The sequence below is a fragment of the Baekduia sp. genome, assembly GCF_035318805.1.
Lineage (GTDB): Bacteria > Actinomycetota > Thermoleophilia > Solirubrobacterales > Solirubrobacteraceae > Baekduia.
Map to the genome: position 1 here is coordinate 16,112 of NZ_DATHDY010000121.1, position 16,358 is coordinate 32,469.

A 16,358-nucleotide genomic window follows, 5' to 3' on the forward strand; every position below is an offset into this window, starting at 1 on the left:
TCAGCTCCCCATGACTCTCGGTCCGCCACGGAGCGCGCGCATGTCCCTCTACGATAAGCGACCGGGCTGCCCCCTCAATCTGTCACTGCGACCAGGTGAGTCGCCTTTTCGCAGACCGCCAGGACCGGCACACCCTTGCATCTCGAAAATGCCCCGAGGGGTGATCAGCCACCCCGTCGACATAGGAGATGGTGCTCTCCATCGGCAAGATCGGCGGTGGCGACGGTGATCCCAGCTACTACCTGGACGCGGTGGCCAGCGGCCAAGAGGACTACTACACCGCCAGCGGCGAGGCGCCGGGCATATGGATCGGCCGCGGCGCCGCGACCCGCGGGCTCGCGGGCCGCGTCGAGGACGACGCGTTTCTGCACGTACTCGACGCAACCGCTGGCAACACCAACAAGTCGGTCCTCGCCTACGACCTGACCTTCTCGGCGCCGAAGTCGGTCTCAATCCTCTATGGCGTAGCCGACGAAGAGACTGCCGGGCTCGCGAGCGCTGCTCACGACGCTGCCGTCCGCGACGCCCTGGGCTACCTGGAGCGAGAGGCATGCTGGACCCGCCGCGGCCGCAACGGCGTCCATCTGCTCAGGGGCGATGGGCTCACCATCGCGACATTCCGTCACCGCAGCTCGCGCGCCGGCGACCCGCAACTGCACACCCACGCCGTGGTCGCCAACGCCACGACCGCCGACGGACGGACGACGACTCTCGACGGACGCGCGCTCTACGCCCACGCCAAGACCGCGAGCTACCTCTACCAAGCCTCCCTCCGTCATCAGCTCACCGAGCGCCTCGGCGTCGAGTGGTCGCCCGTCGACAAAGGCATCGCCGAGCTCAAGGGAATCGATGAGCCGATCCGTCGCCACTTCTCGCGGCGACGTACGGAGATCCTGGCGGGCATGCGTGAACGCGGCGGGCGGTCCGCCCACGCGGCGCAGATCGCCACGCTGCAGACTCGACGGGCCAAGGACTACAACGTGCCTGTCGGCCGCATGCGCGACGAATGGCGCGCCCGCGCCGCTGAGCTCGGGCTCGACCGAGAACGAATCGCCGGCATCGCTGGCCACCGACGGGCTCAACCGCGGCTCGACACTCGCGCCGTACCTCGTCTCCCCCGGCTCCGTCGAGCGAGCGCTGCCCGGACTCGAGGACGATCGCCGGATGCTCGACGATCTGCGGCGCTCGCTCGCGACGAGCCGACGAAAGTCCATGGCCAACAGCATCGCCGCGGATGATCGAGCAACCCGCGACGCCCGCGAGCGGATCGATCGACTCGCACGCGAGCGCGAACAGCTTCGGTTCTGGCAACGAGGCCGACGGTCTGAGCTCGACAGCCTCATGAGCGATCAGGAGCAAGCCCTCGAACGACAGCGACGCTCGGGACGCGAGGTGAACGAGGCCATGGAAGGCGTGGCAGTCGATCAGCTTGCCCGGATCGACGGCGACGAGCTACGCGCTCAGCTTGCGTCGCCCGCCGAGCACGTTTGCGAGGCCCTCGGGGCTCGCCCCTCAGCCATCGGGGAGCGCGACCGTTGGACGCGAGCGGCCGCTCAGCTCATCCACGGAGACGAATTGTCGCCGGACCACCCTGTGGGAGCGCCCACGATGGATTACGACAGCGGACTCGAACCGTGAGGATGTTCGTCCATCGAGTCTGCCCTCTAGAGGACTTCCGGTACCGCATCGTGGTGTGATCGGACCGTCCGCGGCGTGACGAGATGTATGACTAGGACGAGCGACCCACCGCCCGCGTCGCCGCTCCTGGGATGAGGAAGCGAAGCTGTCTCAGCACCTGGCACCGTTGACCTCTACAGCTGCTCGCCCGACGACGCACCCGACGGACTACTCGGAAGTGCGGGCTGCATCACACGGATACGCCCGTCGACGACTAGCCGTAGCTTCCGGCCAAAGCCTTGAAACGTCGCGTTGACCGGTCGAACCGCCAAACCTCTACGCCCATCTCGGTGGCACGGTCGACGACGTTCTCGCTTACTCGCTCCGCGACGATCACCGGGCGGACCTTCCAGTCTCGGTCCCGCTCGCGCAGCAGCTGCTTGTACTCGAGCACTTGGTCAACGACATCGCGGAGGCCTCGCAAATCGCCAAGGCGTGCGTGGAGCTTGACCTCGATAAGGAGCAACGTCAGCGAGCGCGTTCGATCAACGAGCACGACGTCGGGGAATCGCGATGCGCCCTCGCGAGTCATCAGGTGTACCGTGGCGCCCGTCCCGATCGTCAAGCCGTCGCTTTCGATCCGCGGGCGGGCCTTGCGCCGGCGCACGAGCGTCTCGGAGATCTCGTCAGCGAGAAACCGTTCGTGCTCGTCAGGGAGCCGCATCGGTGGCGGACTTGGCTCGAACCAAGCGTCATGCAGGTCGCGGTCGTCAACGCGGGGCAGCCGGGCGAGTGGACTTCTCCACGCGGTTAGGCGTGTCCGAGCTTGCGGGTCGCGCCTTGTGACCTCTCTCAGGAGGTGAGCGGCCGCGTCGGGTGGCGTGATCGCCGCGAGCCGGCCCGCCATCTGTGAGAGCTTCTTCCAGTCCTTCAGTGCCGGCCGGCGTCGAGCGTTGTCATAGGTCAACGGGTGGCGGACAGGGAACAGTTGAATGTAGCTCCACCACTTGTTGTCGCGCTCACTGCGGACCGCCTCATGAACGAAGCGGCCGATGGCCATCCACTTCTGATCGGTTGTGCAGTAGAGAACCGCGAGATCGCCCGGACGGGTCCTCGCCGGCGCTGTCCCGACACGCGGGACAAGGCGAGTGGTCCGCCGAAGCTGATCCGTGGAGCCATAGTCGGCTGCGATGTGAAACACGATTGGCATCGGATAAAACTCCGCTTCTGAGGTGTCCAGGACACGAGCCTGAAATCGAGCCTCCGCCAAACCCAGCCCGACTCAGTGGCTCCAATAGCTGGCCACCGTCGAGAAGGCGTTGTCCCTGCCTGACCCGTGTTTGGGCGGGGTGGTCAGGACGCGCGGGCGGGAAGCACCAGGAGGGTTCCGTCGCTGTGCTTCTCGATCTCGATGACGACCTCGGGGTTCGGCCCAGCGGCGCCAACTCCCGCTCCGAGGGCCCTGAGGCGATACGAGGTCTCAAGCAGGCTGTCTACCTGCTTTCGGGTCATGACCTTGTCGATCAGCCGTTTAGGGGACCGCACCTCCAGAGCCGACAGGCGTAGAAGAACGTTGTCAATGCGTGCTTCCAACTCGTGGATTCGTTGCTGGTCGTCTTTGAGGCTGCGAACGAAGTTCTCGAACGGGTGGTCCGGGTCACTCTGGCCGGCCTCCACGCCCTGCAAGACGACCACCCGGCGCTTGAGCGAGATCGCGAGAGTCGCCAGTTCGAGGTGGGTACGGAACTTCCCACCGTCCTCACAAACGCCGGGAAAATCGACCTCCAATTCGGAGACCTCGACGCGGTTGTCGACAATAGGCTCCAGCGCAGCCTCCCATTTCTTCACGCGGCGGTCCGCGTTCTGCATCGCAGTGCTGATGGCGTGGACAGCTGAGTCCAACCCGAGGGACGCGCCAACTTTTCCGCGGTCCAGTAGAAGTCCGGTGGCTTTGTCGATCGCGTCGCGGCAGCCGTCGAGTTCGTTGCGCTCGTGCTCCAGTTTGTCGTCCTGGAGCTGTTCTAGGAGCTCAGTGATGTGCTCGATGGCCTTCTGACGCTGGTTATCGGCATAGGCGCTCGCACCAACAGCGACCGCCAGCAGAATTAGGGGCGCAGCGACGGTAATCGCACCGCCTGCAGCGACGGTCCCCACAGCCGTTCCGGCTGCACCAGTGGTGGCGGCGCCCGCCGCCGCCCGCTCGACGGGAACCAGCGTCGCTTTGGCAACCGTCACGTTGGTCGCAGCGTCGACCAAGTTGTCGTAGATGCCGTTCGCGACGGCCTTGGACGCCATCGGCTTTACGAGGCCCTTGCCGACTTGCGCGGCAACCTTGGCGGGAACGACCATCCGGTAGAGCACTTCGCTCGACTCCGCGACCTGCGCTACGGCCGGCACGCTCATTGCATTCGCTGCGACCAGACGGGAGAGTTCCTGCGCGAGCGGGCTCACAGCGTCGAGCGGTAGGCCCGCTGAGCGGTGGCGCTTCTTAGCCAACGGGTGGGCTTCCAGGGTCACCAGCGGCGCCGATGAGAACGTGGCGAGCGCATTGCGAAGCTCGGCCAAGCGTTCGGGCGTGAGGGCGCCGCCGTCAGCAACCGCTGGAAAGAGGGTGTTGGCTTCGGAGGTGCACAGCGTCCAAACGGGCACGACAGGGGCGTTGTTGTTGTTCATGCGGCTCCTTTTGATGATGCTGCCCACGATAGATGGCGGACCCCCTCGACCACGTCAACCCGTGGATTGGTATGGAGACCACGGTCAGGACGACAGGACCAGCTAACGCGCGCGACCTCGCAACAATAGATGCCACCGGTCGGTATGACCGTCGAGACACGACCACACATGTTGTTGCCAGCGCCTCTGGCGTTGATCACCCACTGCGTCCGCCGACTCCATGATCGGCCACCCACTCCTCAAGCTGTGCCCGAGTGAAGCGCAGGTGCCGGCCCACCCGGATCGCCGGGAGCCGGCCGTTGCGAACCGCGTCGTAGGTCCACGACGGCCGGACAGCGAGCAACCGGGCCGCCTCGGCCGGCTTCAGCAGCGTCTCTCGGCTGAAGTCAACCCGCGGCGTGAGCTCGAGCTGGTCGACGGGCTTCTCGTACTTCCGCATGCTGCTCATGGCTACTCAGTCGTGGCAGAGCCACAACCCCCTCCCCTGACTTGCTCGACAGTGTCCGACCGACGTCGATCGAGCCGGCGCGAATCGCATGAACCGCGGCCGGCTGGACCGCCGTGACGTAGGCGACCGGCAGGCCGCCCCGATCAGTCCTCCTCGTTCTCTTCGACGTTCAGCAACAACTGCTCGACCTCGCTCGGGCTGTTGACCTCGAACGCCCCTGCCAGGAGGTCGGCCTCGGCATCGAGGCTCTTGTGATGCAAGTACCTCATGGTGGTCCGTGAGTCCGCGTGGCCCATCCAGGCCTGGACCTGCACCAGGCTCGCGCGGTTAATCGCGTTGGAGCCGAGCGTGTGGCGCAGATCGTGGAAGCGGAGCACGCGGAGCTCCGCCTTGTTGCACGCAAGCACGAACCTCCGGCGTAGCGCGGAGCCGTCGAGCCAGCCGCCGTCGCCGGGGAACACCGGATCGTCGCGATCGAGCAGGTAGCCGCGCTGGCCGAGGCGCGCGAGGACCTCGGCGACCTCGCGCACCATCGGCACCGCCCTCCCCCGCCCGCCCTTGGTCGTCCCGACGTGGCCGGCGACGACGCTCGTCTCGACCCGGATGGCGCGCTTCTCGAAGTCGATGTCGCGCCAGCGCAGTGCGCAGATCTCGCCCCGGCGCGGGCCGGCGAAGCCCGCCGTCAGGAAGATGGCTGCGTCCTGCTCGTCGCCCGCGGCCCGCACCAGCGCCCAGACCTCCTCGGGCGAATAGAAGTCGAACGATGCGGCGTCGTAGCTCAGGCGGATCCGCGACACGTCGGCCGCGGGGTTGCGCTGGATGCCGTAGAGCACCCGCGCCCGCTCGTACATGGAGTGGATCAACGCCACCAACGTGGCTGCCTGCCGGCGCTTGCCGGTCCGGACCAGGTACTCGGACTTCCAGCGCTCGATGCGCGCGGTAGTGACCTGCTCGACGCGCAGACGTCCGAACGCCGGGAGCAGGTGCAAGCGAACACACGAACGGCGGTCGCCCAACGTCGAGGGCCTCCAGCCGCGCTCGTGCTCGCCCCACGCCAGCCACTCCTGAGAGAGCTGCTCGAACGAGACGCCGGTGCGCACGACCTCCATGTGCCCACGACGCGCGTCGGTGAGGATCGCCTCCAGCGCGGCCTGCGCGGTACGACGATCGAAGTAGCCGGGAGGAGGTGGGCCGCCCTCGGGCCATTCGGCCCCGAGGAGCTTGTTGACCTGGCGCACGCCGCCGGGCGCGGTCGGGTCAGGCGCGCGGTACTTCGCGTACCAGACGACGCGTCGCTTTCGCTCGACGCGACGAACGTGGCCGCTGATAGCAGGAGGGCGAACTGGATCGAGATAGCTCATGGTGCTTAGTCGACGAGGGGGTTCAACACCCCTACATCGTGTCTCGAACCAGATCTCCACGCAACCTCAGCAGGCTCGATCGAGCTTCACCTACAACTTCAGAACTACCTGCAAAATGCACAATTCTGTAGGCGTTCAGTCGGTCGGGGGGACATAACGTCGGCCCGTCGAATCTGATCGTGTGGAGCGGGTCGAGGCCGAGGCGATCTATGAGCAGGGCCGTGATGCCGTCGTTGAGGTGTTGTTGGCGTTGTCGGCGCAGAACGAGCGGCTTGAGGCTCAGGTCCAGGCGCTGACGGCGAGGGTCGCGCGGCAAGATGAGCGGATCGCGCAGCTCGAGCGCCAGGTCAAGCGGTCGTCGCGCAACTCGTCGCAGCCGCCCAGCGCCGATTCGCCGAGTACGCCGCCCAGGCGTGGCAAGGATCCGTCGGGACGTAAGCGGGGCGCCCAGGATGGTCACGACGGCGCGGGCCGCGAGTTGCTGCCGACGGCGGCGGTCGATGACGTCGTGGTGCATTGGCCGGTGGAGTGTGGCTGTGGCCACGTCTTTGAGGCCGGCGACCTGGTCGCCGTGGGCGAGGCGGTGCGCCATCAGGTCGAGGAGCTGCCGCGGTTGGCGGTCACGGTGACCGAGCATCAGTGCCCGCGCGTGCGCTGCCCCGGCTGCGGTGAGCGCCGGCGTGCGCAGCTGCCGGGCGAGATCGCTGCCAGCGCGTTCGGGCCGCGGTTTCACGCGGCGGTGGCGGTGCTGTCGGTGCGCAACCGCGTCTCGCGCCGCGATGTCGTGGAGTGCTGCGAGCAGCTGTTCGGCGCGCGAATCTCCAGTGGCACGGTCGACGCGATCCTGGCGCGGGTCGCCGACGCGCTCCAGCAGCCCGACGCCGATCTGCTCGACCGCGTCCGGGCCGCCAAGGCGCTGAACATCGACGAGACCGGCTGGCGCACTGCGGGGCAGCGGCGTGCGTTGTGGGGGGCGTTTACCGACCGTCACGCCGTGCTACGCGTCCGTGCCGGCCGCCACGAAGACCACGCCAAGGATCTGCTGGGCGACACCAGCGCGATCGTGACGTCAGATCGCTGGTGGGCCTATGCGCATCTGCCCGTCGCTCGACGCCAGGTCTGCTGGGCGCACCTGCGCCGCGACTTCAAAGCCCACGCCGAAGGCCTGGCCGCCGAGAAGGCATTCGGCGAGCACGGCCTGCGGATCTGCGAGCAGCTGTTCTGGGCCTGGGAGATCTTCCAGCACACCGGCGACCGCCGCGACCTGCGGCTCGCGATCCGTGCGCTGCGTCGTGAGCTCAAGCCGATCCTGCGCACCTACTCAGGCAAGGCCCCGCGCTACAAGTACACGCGCGGGATCGCGCGCAACCTGCTGAAGGTCTGGCCGGCGCTGTGGACCTTCGCCGACCACAAGGGCGTGCAGCCGACCAACAACCACGCCGAACGCGCGCTCCAGGGCGCCGTCATCTACCGCAAGCTCAGCCTCGGCACCCAGTCGGCCGACGGCGAGCAGCGCATCGAACGGCTGCTGTCCGTGCACACCACCTGCCGCCTCCAACGGCGCCCCCTGCACGACTACCTCGTCGACGCCTTCAGCGCCCACAGCCGCGGCGACCCCGTCCCGTTGCTCCCCTGACGCCCAGCGACGGCCAGCCGACCCACTGAACGTTTACACAATTCTAGAGTTGTTATAGGCGTTGCCATGCAGAAGGTCGAGAGCTCGAGTCTCCTGGGCCGCTTCACCCGAAAGCCCCGCACGCGGGGCTTTCGTTGCTTCCTGGCCGAATCGCAAGCACCGTGCTGGCAATGGCTACCGCCCGTGGCCACCATCTCGGGCGGGCGCCGGGGTTGAGGCGCCCGCCCGATCTCGGTGGGGTCGCTGCAGGCCGAGGTCGAGGATGGCGACGTCGACGTCGCGCACCTCGGCCAAAGGCCGACCGATCGCGAAGGCTCGTCCGCGATCAGGGCGAGGGGGGCGACCAGATGATGGGCGGGAGCGAGGTTCCAGGGGTGGATACGTTGACGCCCTGGCTGATCTGCTTCCCACCGATGAACGTGGCCCCGATGATGACCTGCAGTGGTCCCACCTTCGGCGGGATGAAGGTGAAGACGGGAGCCGCCGTCGGCACGGATGCGGAGGCGGGCGAGGTCGTGGCCGCGGCCGCGCTTGCCACCGGCGCCACGAGGGCGAGCGGGGCGAGGGCGGCCGCGATTGCCGCAAGCTTTCGAGTGCTCATCACATCTCTCCGTGGCCGCTTACGGCGAGCCGATGACGTTGCCGCTGGCGACCGGGGGGTCGTTGGACACCACGACTGAAGTCCCGCCGTTGAAGACGGATCCGATGACGGTCGGTCCGATGGCGACCTGCGGGCCCTGGAACGTCAGCGGAACCCCGGCGAAGCCGGTGGCCGGGAACGCGAAGGCCGGAAGCGACCCAAGGCCGGCGCCCGACAACGGCAGCGCCGGGAGAGCCGGGAGGCTCGGAACGGCGAACGCGGCGGGCGCGGCGCTCGCGCTCGCCGCAGGGATGAGAGCGCAGGCCGCGGCGGCCGCGGTCACCGCCGTCACCGGGGCAAGGCGCTTCAGACTCAACCTCATCGACTGTCTCCTTCTTTGCCCGGGACGGCCGGTCAGGGATCGCCCGCGGTCGGTTGGCGCAGCGCCGGTGTGGCGCTCAGCGCAGGTTGAACAGCGCCTGAAGTGTGGAGCCGTAGCCGCCTCGTTGACCTGTCCCCAGGACCTGTTGCGTCTGGCCGTAGCGGCCGGTCGCCGCTGCGGCGTGGCAAGCAGCGAGCGGTCCTGCGAGTCGCCCCGGCAACCTCCCGTGCTCGACCGTTTCAGCTTCCCGCGTGCTTGACGCGCACGCGGGTCGCGCCTTCGGTGTAGTGAGCCTTCGTCAGGGTGACGGCGATCGACGACTTCGAGGTCGGGCCGAGCGTGATCGAGGCGTGGCCCTTGGCGTCGGTGGTGGCCGACTTGCCGGCCCCGTGGACCGTCGCGCCCTTCGCCGGATCCGGGTCGCTGACGGTAAAGCTCACCTTCGTCGACTTGCTGCTCTTGAGCGTCGACGGTAACGGCTTGATCGCGAGCCCGGGCAGCACCTGCGTGTGCCACTGCGCCTGGGAGCTCGTGTCGCCGAACAGGCCGACGAGGTCGAGCGTGGAGCTCTGGGCGTTGCCGCTGATCTTGAAGCCCGACTGCTGACCGGGCGGCGCCTTCGCGGCGACCGTCGGGCCGGACGCCGTCGCGGCCTCGTTGGAGCGCCGCGCGAACACCGTCGGGCTCGAGCCCCGCAGGATCCAGAACACCCACAGACGGCCCTCGGCGTCGGCGGCCAGGCCGACGATGTGGTCTGCCTTGCCCTGGTCGAGCGTGACCGAGCCCGGGGCGCCGACGCGCCAGAGCAGCGTGCCGTTCGCCGTGCGGGCGAGCGCGGCCTCGTCGATGTTGTCCAGGTTGCTCTGGCCGAGCTTCGTCCACGTGCCGGACTTGCCGGCGAGCGCGGGCCGTGCGGTGAGCAGGAGGGCGGCGCAGAAGGCCACGGATGCGTGTCGCAGGCGCATGGGCTGGAACCTATGCAGCCGCGCCGCCGATTGTGGGTCTAGCGGCGAGGCGCTGCCGGCCGAAGACCGCGCTCAGCGCCTCGCCCCCTTCAGCCGCAGCGCCCGCCGGGGACGACGAGGGCCCTCCCCTCCGCACGCTACGGAAGCTGAACGGGCCCCGGGCCGAAGTGGAGGCCGGGCGCGACGAGGGGTGCGAGCCCGGTGAGGGGTGTGAGCCCGAGCCGGGACGACAGCGGGAACCACGGCTGTCCGTCGGGACCGCAGAACGCCGGGTACGGGTAGCACGGGATCGAGCCGGGCCCAGCCGCGGTCTGGGCGCCCGCGCTCGCCACGGGGGCGGCGAGCGCCAGTGCGGCGATGACCGGCACGACACCCACAAGCTTGCGAAGAGTCACTGACTTTGAACCTTTCTCTGCCGGCGGCCGGAGCTACCGCTGGACTCATTCGAACCCGGGCGCTGTTGGCAGCGCACCCCGCCGATGCTCCGCAGATGCTCGCCCCGGCGGCGCGCCACGTGAGCTGACCGGTGGTCTCGCCGGACCTGACCCAAGGACATCGGGCATCACCGGCGGCCGCCGCCGTTCGCCCGCCCGGCCGACGCTGACACGAGGGCCAGCTCCCACGGTGGCGCTCTCCCTCCACGCTCTGCGTCGACATCGGCCCCACAACAGGAGTCCAGCATGGTGCGGATGACGATCGACCACGCCGCGCAGGCGCGCCCGGCGGATCAGACCGGGAGCGATCCCTTCGGCAGGCACTTCGAGGTGGCGGTTGCCGGCGGTGCGCTGAACGTCGCGTGCGCTGGGCGCGCGCCGGACGACTCCGAGGCCGTGGTGCTCGCGGTCCACGGCGTCACCGCCTCGCACATGACATGGCGGACGGTGGCGCGGCAGCTCGCCGCCCGCCCCGGTGCGTGCCTCGTCGCCCCCGACCTGCGCGGGCGCGGGCGCAGCGCGACCCTTCCCGGTCCCTACGGACTCGCGACCCACATGGACGACTTGACCGCGGTGCTCGACCACGTCGGTGTGCAACGGGCCGTCCTCGTGGGCCACTCGATGGGTGCGCATCTGGTGGCGCGACTGTCGGCCGAGCAGCCGGAGCGCGCCGCCGGGCTCGTGCTGCTCGACGGCGGGCTGCCGTGCCCCGCGCCGGTCCACGAGTCCGACGCGGAGCCCGAGGACGCCGACCTGACGCCCGGACGCACGGAGACCCCGTGCGCGTCGGCCGACGACTACCTCGCGGACTGGCGCGCACACCCGGCCTTCAAGGACGCGTGGGACGACGACGTCGACGCCTACGCGCGCTACGACATGGCCCATGACGGACGGGCCGCGTGCTGCGTCGTCCGCGACGAGGCCGTGATGGCCGACAGCTTCGATCTCCTGTTCGACGGCGTCACCAGCAAGGCCATCACCCGAGTCCGGACCCCGACCCGCCTGCTCCGCGCACCCCGCGGCCCGCTCGACGACGACTGCCCCGTGATCCCGCGCGAGTATCTGGACGAGTTCGCGGCCGGCCACCCGCACCTCGACGTCGAGCACGTCCCCGGCACCAACCACTACACGATCGTCCTCGGCAACAGCCCCGGCCCCGCCCGGGTCGCGACGGCCATCGAGACCGCCATCCAGGCCGCCGAGCGCTCCCACGCGGACTGATCGGCGCGCCGGCGCGTCTCCCGCGCCAGTCAAGACCGTCCTATAGACCGGTCCTGCCATGGCTTGGGGGCGAGCACCCTCACCCCGACAGCAATCCCCTCGAAGGAGATGTACACATGATGTCCATTGGCAAGCGTGTTGCCGGCATCGGCGCCGCCGTGGCGATCATCGCGACCGTCGGGCCCGTCAGCCTCGCCGGCGCGTCGACCGTCCCGACCATGGCCCCGCCGTCGGTGGCTTCGCCGTTCATTCCGCCCGCGATCAGCGGGGCCTACCAGGCTGGCGCCGACGCGGCGATCGGCGGCTGGAACGCCGGGGCTGACGCGGCCATCGGCGGCCTGAACGCCGGAGCGGCCGTTTTCGGGCTGCCGTACCAGCTCACCATGAACACGTCCGGCCCCCTCGGGCTGCACACGGCCTCGCTGGCACCGATCCAGTAGCGGCGTAGGCAGGCCGCCGGCGGTGCCCCGCCGGCGGCTTGCCTCGCCCTGCGTGGCCCGAGTGCCACGGCCGCTGCAGCGTCGCTCCCCGCGCACGCCGGCCGCCACGCAACGGATCAGCCGCCGCCGCGGCCGAGCGGGCCGTTGGGGCCGAGCGGCCCGTTGGGGCCCAGCGGGCCATCGGGGCCGAGCGGGCCGTCAGGGCCGAGCACGGCCGCCGGACCACGACGGTCGGCAGGCGGGCAGGCACGCCGGTGCGTCCGTTGATGCCGAGCGGTCCGTCGGGACGGTGCGGGCCCGCCGGACCGAGCAGGCCGCGAAGGGTCCACGGGCGAGCGCGTCGCGGGAGCGGCGGGGCGAGCCCGCTGCGACACCGGGCGCTCGCGCGCCTGCGGCTTCTGGGGGGTCGAGGTCTCGTAGCCGCGGTGGCCGGCCGTGCTCCCAAGGAGCGTTCCGGCGCCGAACGCGCCCGCGAGACCGGCCGCCACGACGACGACGAGGCGGTGTCGTCCGTGCATGACCACTCACAGGTTGAGGCCCACGGCCGCCCCGGCGAGCTGTTCGTTCGGACGGCGGTAGCTGGCCGCCCGCGGTCCTCCTAGGAGCCCGGGTCCCTGACCCGCCGCGGGTTTCGCCCCCTGGGCGAAGACCCGCAAGGGAACCTGGCCCTCTGGGCCAGTGTTCCCCTAAGGCCCGAAGAAGCCCAGCACCCGCTTCATCAGGTCGGACTTCTGCGGCGCGCTGCCGTAGGACTCCAGCGGGAACGCGAGGAACACGACCTTGTAGGGCCCCGCGAAGGACAGCGCGTCGGTCTCCCCCGTCTCGTCGGTGAAGATCCCGCTCGCGCCGGCCGTCGGCGTGATCTGGTCCTCGTATTCGGCCTGGAGCACCTCGTGGTTCAGCGTCACGGCGCCGACCCCGTCGGTGAGCGTCCCGGTGACGCCGGTCACGGTGTCGGTGCCCTTGTCGTTCTGGGCTTCGCTGCCATCCCAGGCGACGTGGAGGTAGTCGTGCACGAACGGCGTCGTCCCGGCCGCCTGGTCGAGGACGTCCTGCCCGGACATCAGGAGGCGTCCGCCCCCGTCGAGGAAGGACTTCAGCCTGCTCTCGTAGGGCAGCAGCGGACCCGGGTAGGTGTTGCCGGTGAACCACACGACGTTCTTGAAGGCCTTGAGGTAGGTCAGCGGCAGATCGGCGTCCTTGCCGAGGTCCCAGGTGCTGAACGTGGCGCCCGCGCCCGTCAACGCGTCCTTGTAGTACGGCTGCGAGTCGACCGGGACGTTCGTGTCCCCGTCCACCAGCAGCGTGTCGACGGCGACGGCGATGGTCTTGACCGTCGCCGTGCCGCTGACCGACGGGTTGCCGACCGACGTCGCCTTCACCGTCGAGGCGTCTGTCTGCTCGTTGGCGGCGCCTGCGGGCACGGTGATCCTCACGCAGACCTTCGTCGACTCGCCGGGGCCGACGCTGGGCGTCGTCGTCTGCGGGGCCGCGCAGGCCGCGTCGCGCACCTCGCCGGTGAACGTCCCGGACACCGCGACCGTGTAGCTGTCGGTCTCGTACCCCTTGTTGGTGAGCGTCACCGGGTAGTCGACGGTCTGGCCGCCGCGCGCGCCGTTGGTCTGCGTGGCGGGGCTCAGCGCGACCGCGTTGGCGGCCGCGATGGGCGTGATGACCGGCGAGCCGGTCGCTGACGGGCCCTCGGCCGAGGTGGCCTCGTAGCCGTCGTTGACGATCGACTTGGCCTTGGCCGACACCGACGGCGCGATCTTCACCGTGAAGCTGACCTTCGTGCTGGCACCGGCGGCGACCGTCAGCCCGGTCCACCGCACCGCGCCGGACGAGACGCTGCCGCCGCTGTCGGCCGACGCGAACGCCGTGCCGGCCGGCACCGGGTCGGTGATCGTCACGCCCGTGGCGTCGGCGTTGCCGATGTTGCGCAGCGTGATCGTGTACTTCAGGTCGCTCCCGGGCCCGACGGGCACGTCGGCCGCCGACTTCGTCAGGACGAGCGAGGGGGCCTTCGTCGTGTCGGTGAGCCGGTAGGCGCCGCGCCCGTGCGTGCCCGCCGCCATGACGCGGTGCACGGGGTCGAGGTCGATCTGCCACACGCCGATGCGGGGCAGGCCGGTCCCGAGCGGGCCCCAGTGGGCGCCGCCGTCGTAGGTCACGAACGTGCCGACGTCGGTCGCCGCGTAGAGCGTGCTGTCGTAGGACGGGTCGAGCACGACCGAGTTGACCGGCGTGTCGGGCAGGTTGCCGGTGATGTTGAGCCAGCTCCTGCCGCCGTCCGTCGTCTTGAAGACGTGGCCGGGCGTCTTCGGCGTGGCGGCGTCGAAGCCGTTGTAGCCGAGGTACGCGACGCGGTAGTTGCTGCGATCGACGGCGATGCTCGCGACCGGGCGGTTCGGCAGGACCTTGCCCTTGCTGTCGACGCGCGTCCAGGCCGGTGTTGCGCTGACCTGGGCGTCGGGGCTGACGTGCACGAGGCCGTCGAGCGTGCCGGCCCAGACGGCGTCGCCGCCGCCCACGCCGATCGCCGACACGACGCATGCGCGCGCGCCGTTGGGCGCCGTGCCGGCGCAGCCCGTCGTCAGGTCGCCGGAGATCGGCGTCCAGCGGACGTCGCCGGCCGCCGGGGCCTTGGCGTTGTTGGTGCGGTAGACGCGCTGCGTGCCGTAGAACAGCTGGCTCGGGTTGAGCTTGTTCATCACCCACGGCGCGTAGAACTCCGAGCGGTCGGTGAGGTCGATCCCCTGCGCGATGCCCTGGTTGGTGAAGAACGAGCCGCCGCCGTCGGTGATCCGGTACGGCGAGATCCCGAAGTACGTGCCGTAGACGAAGTGGTAGTCGGTCGGGTCGACGAGGACCTGGCCGCCGTCGCCGCTCGTCATGTCGTACCAGGTGTCGTTCGTCTCGGAGGCGCGGCGCTGCGTGCCGTTGTCCTGCGTGCCGCCCCAGAGGCGCGCCTGCATCGTGGGGTTCGTGGCGATGCTCGAGTACTGGCCGAGCGTCAGGCCGCCGTCGTTGAGCGACTCCCAGTCGTTGTCGTCCAGCGGATTCGCGCGTGCCGGGCGGCCGCCGAGCGTGTCGCTCTGCCAGACGCCGCCGTCGGAGCCGACGACCACGTGGCCGGGCTTGCTCGCGTCGAAGGTCAGGGCGTGGAAGTCCGGATGCTGGTCCCAGCCCAGGTTCTTCCAGGTCTGCCCGCCGTCGTCGGAGCGGAAGATGCCGCCCGACTGCGGGCTGAGGTCGTAGCCAAACATGCCGCCGGCGAAGACCACGTCGGGGTTGCGCGGGTCGGCCTCGATGACGTTGTCGTACGTGCACTGCTCCCCGCAGTAGTCGCCGACCGCGTCGGCCTCGCCCTGCGGGCCGTCGCCGCCGTCGGGCAGCTCCGTCCAACTCGCGCCGCCGTCCGTCGACTTCCAGACCCGCGAGGGCTGGTGCTCGCCGCCGGCGTCGGTGTAGTCGAAGCCGGTGTAGAGCACGCCGTCGCCGCCCGCGTCCGGGTGCGAGATCGACAGCGAGAAGCGCGTGTCGGTGAAGGACGCGCCGGTCAGGCCGAAGTTGTCGATCTTGCTCCACGTGGCGCCGCCGTCGGTGCTCTTGTAGATCGCGTCGCTCAAGAAGGACGCGTAGACGACCTTGGCGTTCTGGGGATCGATCTCGATGTCCGCGGCGCCGTGCGCCTCGTCGGCCTCGCGGATCAGGCTCCAGGTCGCGCCGCCGTCCTTGGACTCCCAGATGCCGAAGCGGGAGTGCACCGTGGGGCTCGTGCGATGCGCGCCGCCGCGGCCGCGGATGGTCGCCGCGTAGAGGTGGTCGGCGTTCGTGGGGTCGACGACGACGCGCGGGATCGAGACGCCCTGGAACGTGTCGCCCGAGACCGGCGACCAGGTCTGGCCGCCGTCGGTCGACTTCAGGACGCCGTCGCCGAAGTAGCTGTCGCCCGACAGCGCGCCCTCGCCGGTGCCAGCGTAGACGACCTTGTCGTCGGTCGGCGCGACGGCGAGCGAGCCGATGGCCTGCGTCTGCTGGTCGTCGGTGCGCGGCGTCCACTGGCCGGAGGCGGCGTCGTAGGTCCAGATGCCGCCCTGGGCGCCGCCCAGGATGATCTGACCGGTGCTCGGGCGGATCGCGAGCGCGCCGATGCGCCCGTTCATGGACACCAGGTCGAACGACGAGCGGGTGATCTCGCCGATCGGCCGCTGGCCGACCGACGACCAGCCGCCGGTGAAGGTCGACGGGGCGGTCGGCGACGGCGGGCTCTTGGCGAGGTTCTTGGCCGCCTTGGCCGCCTTGGAGCGCAGCTGACCCGCGTGGGCGACGTCGAGGGGGTCGTCGCCCGCGGTGCGGCCGGCGACGAACTCCTTGTCGCGCTCCAGGAGCTGCTGCTCCTGGGCCTCGTCGAGCTTCGGAAACGGCGTGCCCGGAACGTAGGTCGGGTCGTCCGGACCCAGGCTCGCGACTGCGAGGGCGCCACCCGCCAGGACCGCGAGGACGACCACCATGAGCGCGCCGACGTACGGCCAGCGCTTCCGCAAGCTGTGCAACCTTCTCCCCTTTGTGCTTCAGCCCGTCGACAGCTCGGGCGACAT

At 69.8% G+C, this 16,358-nt stretch carries 14 protein-coding genes; 5 read left to right on the forward strand and 9 right to left on the reverse strand.

What is annotated here, in order from left to right:
- The first annotated feature begins 188 nt into the window (after positions 1-188).
- Both mobF and VK501_RS24570 read left to right on the forward strand, forming a co-directional pair.
- Positions 189-1,238: a MobF family relaxase gene (gene mobF / locus VK501_RS24565; protein ID WP_324342224.1), complete on the forward strand. Its 1,050-nt coding sequence runs from the start codon at positions 189-191 to the stop codon at positions 1,236-1,238.
- A complete protein-coding gene (locus VK501_RS24570) occupies positions 1,165-1,638 on the forward strand; it encodes a hypothetical protein (protein WP_324342226.1) in 474 nt (157 codons plus the stop codon). The genes mobF and VK501_RS24570 overlap by 74 nt, the downstream gene beginning before the upstream one ends.
- Positions 1,639-1,891: 253 nt before the next feature.
- On the opposite strand, the gene VK501_RS24575 is transcribed toward VK501_RS24570, so the two are convergent.
- The 4 genes from VK501_RS24575 to VK501_RS24590 all read right to left on the reverse strand — a co-directional run bounded on the left by VK501_RS24575 (position 1,892) and on the right by VK501_RS24590 (position 6,099).
- The gene (locus tag VK501_RS24575; RefSeq protein ID WP_324342228.1) at positions 1,892-2,677 is read right to left on the reverse strand and encodes a hypothetical protein; all 786 of its coding nucleotides are present in this window, start codon (positions 2,675-2,677) and stop codon (positions 1,892-1,894) included.
- Positions 2,678-2,970: 293 nt separating this feature from the next.
- Positions 2,971-4,290 (reverse strand): hypothetical protein, encoded by a 1,320-nt coding sequence (locus tag VK501_RS24580; RefSeq protein ID WP_324342229.1) that lies wholly within the window; start codon positions 4,288-4,290, stop codon positions 2,971-2,973.
- Positions 4,291-4,486: 196 nt separating this feature from the next.
- Positions 4,487-4,738: a helix-turn-helix domain-containing protein gene (locus VK501_RS24585; protein WP_324342231.1), complete on the reverse strand. Its 252-nt coding sequence runs from the start codon at positions 4,736-4,738 to the stop codon at positions 4,487-4,489.
- A 143-nt stretch (positions 4,739-4,881) separates the two neighbouring features.
- Positions 4,882-6,099, reverse strand: coding sequence for a tyrosine-type recombinase/integrase (locus tag VK501_RS24590; protein ID WP_324342233.1), 1,218 nt, complete (start codon positions 6,097-6,099; stop codon positions 4,882-4,884).
- A gap of 181 nt (positions 6,100-6,280) precedes the next feature.
- Here VK501_RS24590 and tnpC point away from each other — a divergent pair, with 181 nt between their 5' ends.
- Positions 6,281-7,735, forward strand: coding sequence for an IS66 family transposase (tnpC, locus tag VK501_RS24595; protein WP_324342235.1), 1,455 nt, complete (start codon positions 6,281-6,283; stop codon positions 7,733-7,735).
- 325 nt (positions 7,736-8,060) lie between these two features.
- Here tnpC and VK501_RS24600 read toward each other — a convergent pair whose 3' ends face one another.
- From VK501_RS24600 to VK501_RS24615, 4 genes are all read right to left on the reverse strand, one after another.
- The gene (locus VK501_RS24600; RefSeq protein ID WP_324342237.1) at positions 8,061-8,336 is read right to left on the reverse strand and encodes a hypothetical protein; all 276 of its coding nucleotides are present in this window, start codon (positions 8,334-8,336) and stop codon (positions 8,061-8,063) included.
- A gap of 19 nt (positions 8,337-8,355) precedes the next feature.
- Positions 8,356-8,697, reverse strand: coding sequence for a hypothetical protein (locus tag VK501_RS24605; RefSeq protein ID WP_324342238.1), 342 nt, complete (start codon positions 8,695-8,697; stop codon positions 8,356-8,358).
- A 239-nt stretch (positions 8,698-8,936) separates the two neighbouring features.
- Positions 8,937-9,662 (reverse strand): hypothetical protein, encoded by a 726-nt coding sequence (locus tag VK501_RS24610; protein ID WP_324342240.1) that lies wholly within the window; start codon positions 9,660-9,662, stop codon positions 8,937-8,939.
- Positions 9,663-9,799: 137 nt separating this feature from the next.
- Positions 9,800-10,057 carry a hypothetical protein gene (locus VK501_RS24615; RefSeq protein ID WP_324342242.1) on the reverse strand — a complete coding sequence of 86 codons (258 nt, stop codon included), beginning with the start codon at positions 10,055-10,057 and terminating at the stop codon, positions 9,800-9,802.
- Positions 10,058-10,351: 294 nt separating this feature from the next.
- On the opposite strand from VK501_RS24615, the gene VK501_RS24620 reads away from it, so the two are divergent.
- Positions 10,352-11,317: an alpha/beta hydrolase gene (locus tag VK501_RS24620; RefSeq protein ID WP_324342244.1), complete on the forward strand. Its 966-nt coding sequence runs from the start codon at positions 10,352-10,354 to the stop codon at positions 11,315-11,317.
- 116 nt (positions 11,318-11,433) lie between these two features.
- A complete protein-coding gene (locus tag VK501_RS24625) occupies positions 11,434-11,757 on the forward strand; it encodes a hypothetical protein (protein ID WP_324342246.1) in 324 nt (107 codons plus the stop codon).
- A gap of 686 nt (positions 11,758-12,443) precedes the next feature.
- Here the strand turns inward: VK501_RS24625 and VK501_RS24630 are convergent.
- Positions 12,444-16,304 (reverse strand): hypothetical protein, encoded by a 3,861-nt coding sequence (locus VK501_RS24630; RefSeq protein WP_324342249.1) that lies wholly within the window; start codon positions 16,302-16,304, stop codon positions 12,444-12,446.
- Positions 16,305-16,358: the final 54 nt, after the last annotated feature.

Bases quoted from the DNA above. Each gene is read 5' to 3' on its own strand.
- VK501_RS24605 (WP_324342238.1), bottom strand. From the start codon at position 8,697: ATGAGGTTGAGTCTGAAGCGCCTTGCCCCGGTGACGGCGGTGACCGCG.
- VK501_RS24575 (WP_324342228.1), bottom strand. From the start codon at position 2,677: ATGGCCATCGGCCGCTTCGTTCATGAGGCGGTCCGCAGTGAGCGCGAC.
- VK501_RS24580 (WP_324342229.1), bottom strand. From the start codon at position 4,290: ATGAACAACAACAACGCCCCTGTCGTGCCCGTTTGGACGCTGTGCACC.
- VK501_RS24570 (WP_324342226.1), top strand. From the start codon at position 1,165: ATGCTCGACGATCTGCGGCGCTCGCTCGCGACGAGCCGACGAAAGTCC.
- VK501_RS24620 (WP_324342244.1), top strand. From the start codon at position 10,352: ATGACGATCGACCACGCCGCGCAGGCGCGCCCGGCGGATCAGACCGGG.
- VK501_RS24590 (WP_324342233.1), bottom strand. From the start codon at position 6,099: ATGAGCTATCTCGATCCAGTTCGCCCTCCTGCTATCAGCGGCCACGTT.
- VK501_RS24585 (WP_324342231.1), bottom strand. From the start codon at position 4,738: ATGAGCAGCATGCGGAAGTACGAGAAGCCCGTCGACCAGCTCGAGCTC.
- VK501_RS24610 (WP_324342240.1), bottom strand. From the start codon at position 9,662: ATGCGCCTGCGACACGCATCCGTGGCCTTCTGCGCCGCCCTCCTGCTC.
- mobF (WP_324342224.1), top strand. From the start codon at position 189: ATGGTGCTCTCCATCGGCAAGATCGGCGGTGGCGACGGTGATCCCAGC.
- VK501_RS24625 (WP_324342246.1), top strand. From the start codon at position 11,434: ATGATGTCCATTGGCAAGCGTGTTGCCGGCATCGGCGCCGCCGTGGCG.
- VK501_RS24600 (WP_324342237.1), bottom strand. From the start codon at position 8,336: ATGAGCACTCGAAAGCTTGCGGCAATCGCGGCCGCCCTCGCCCCGCTC.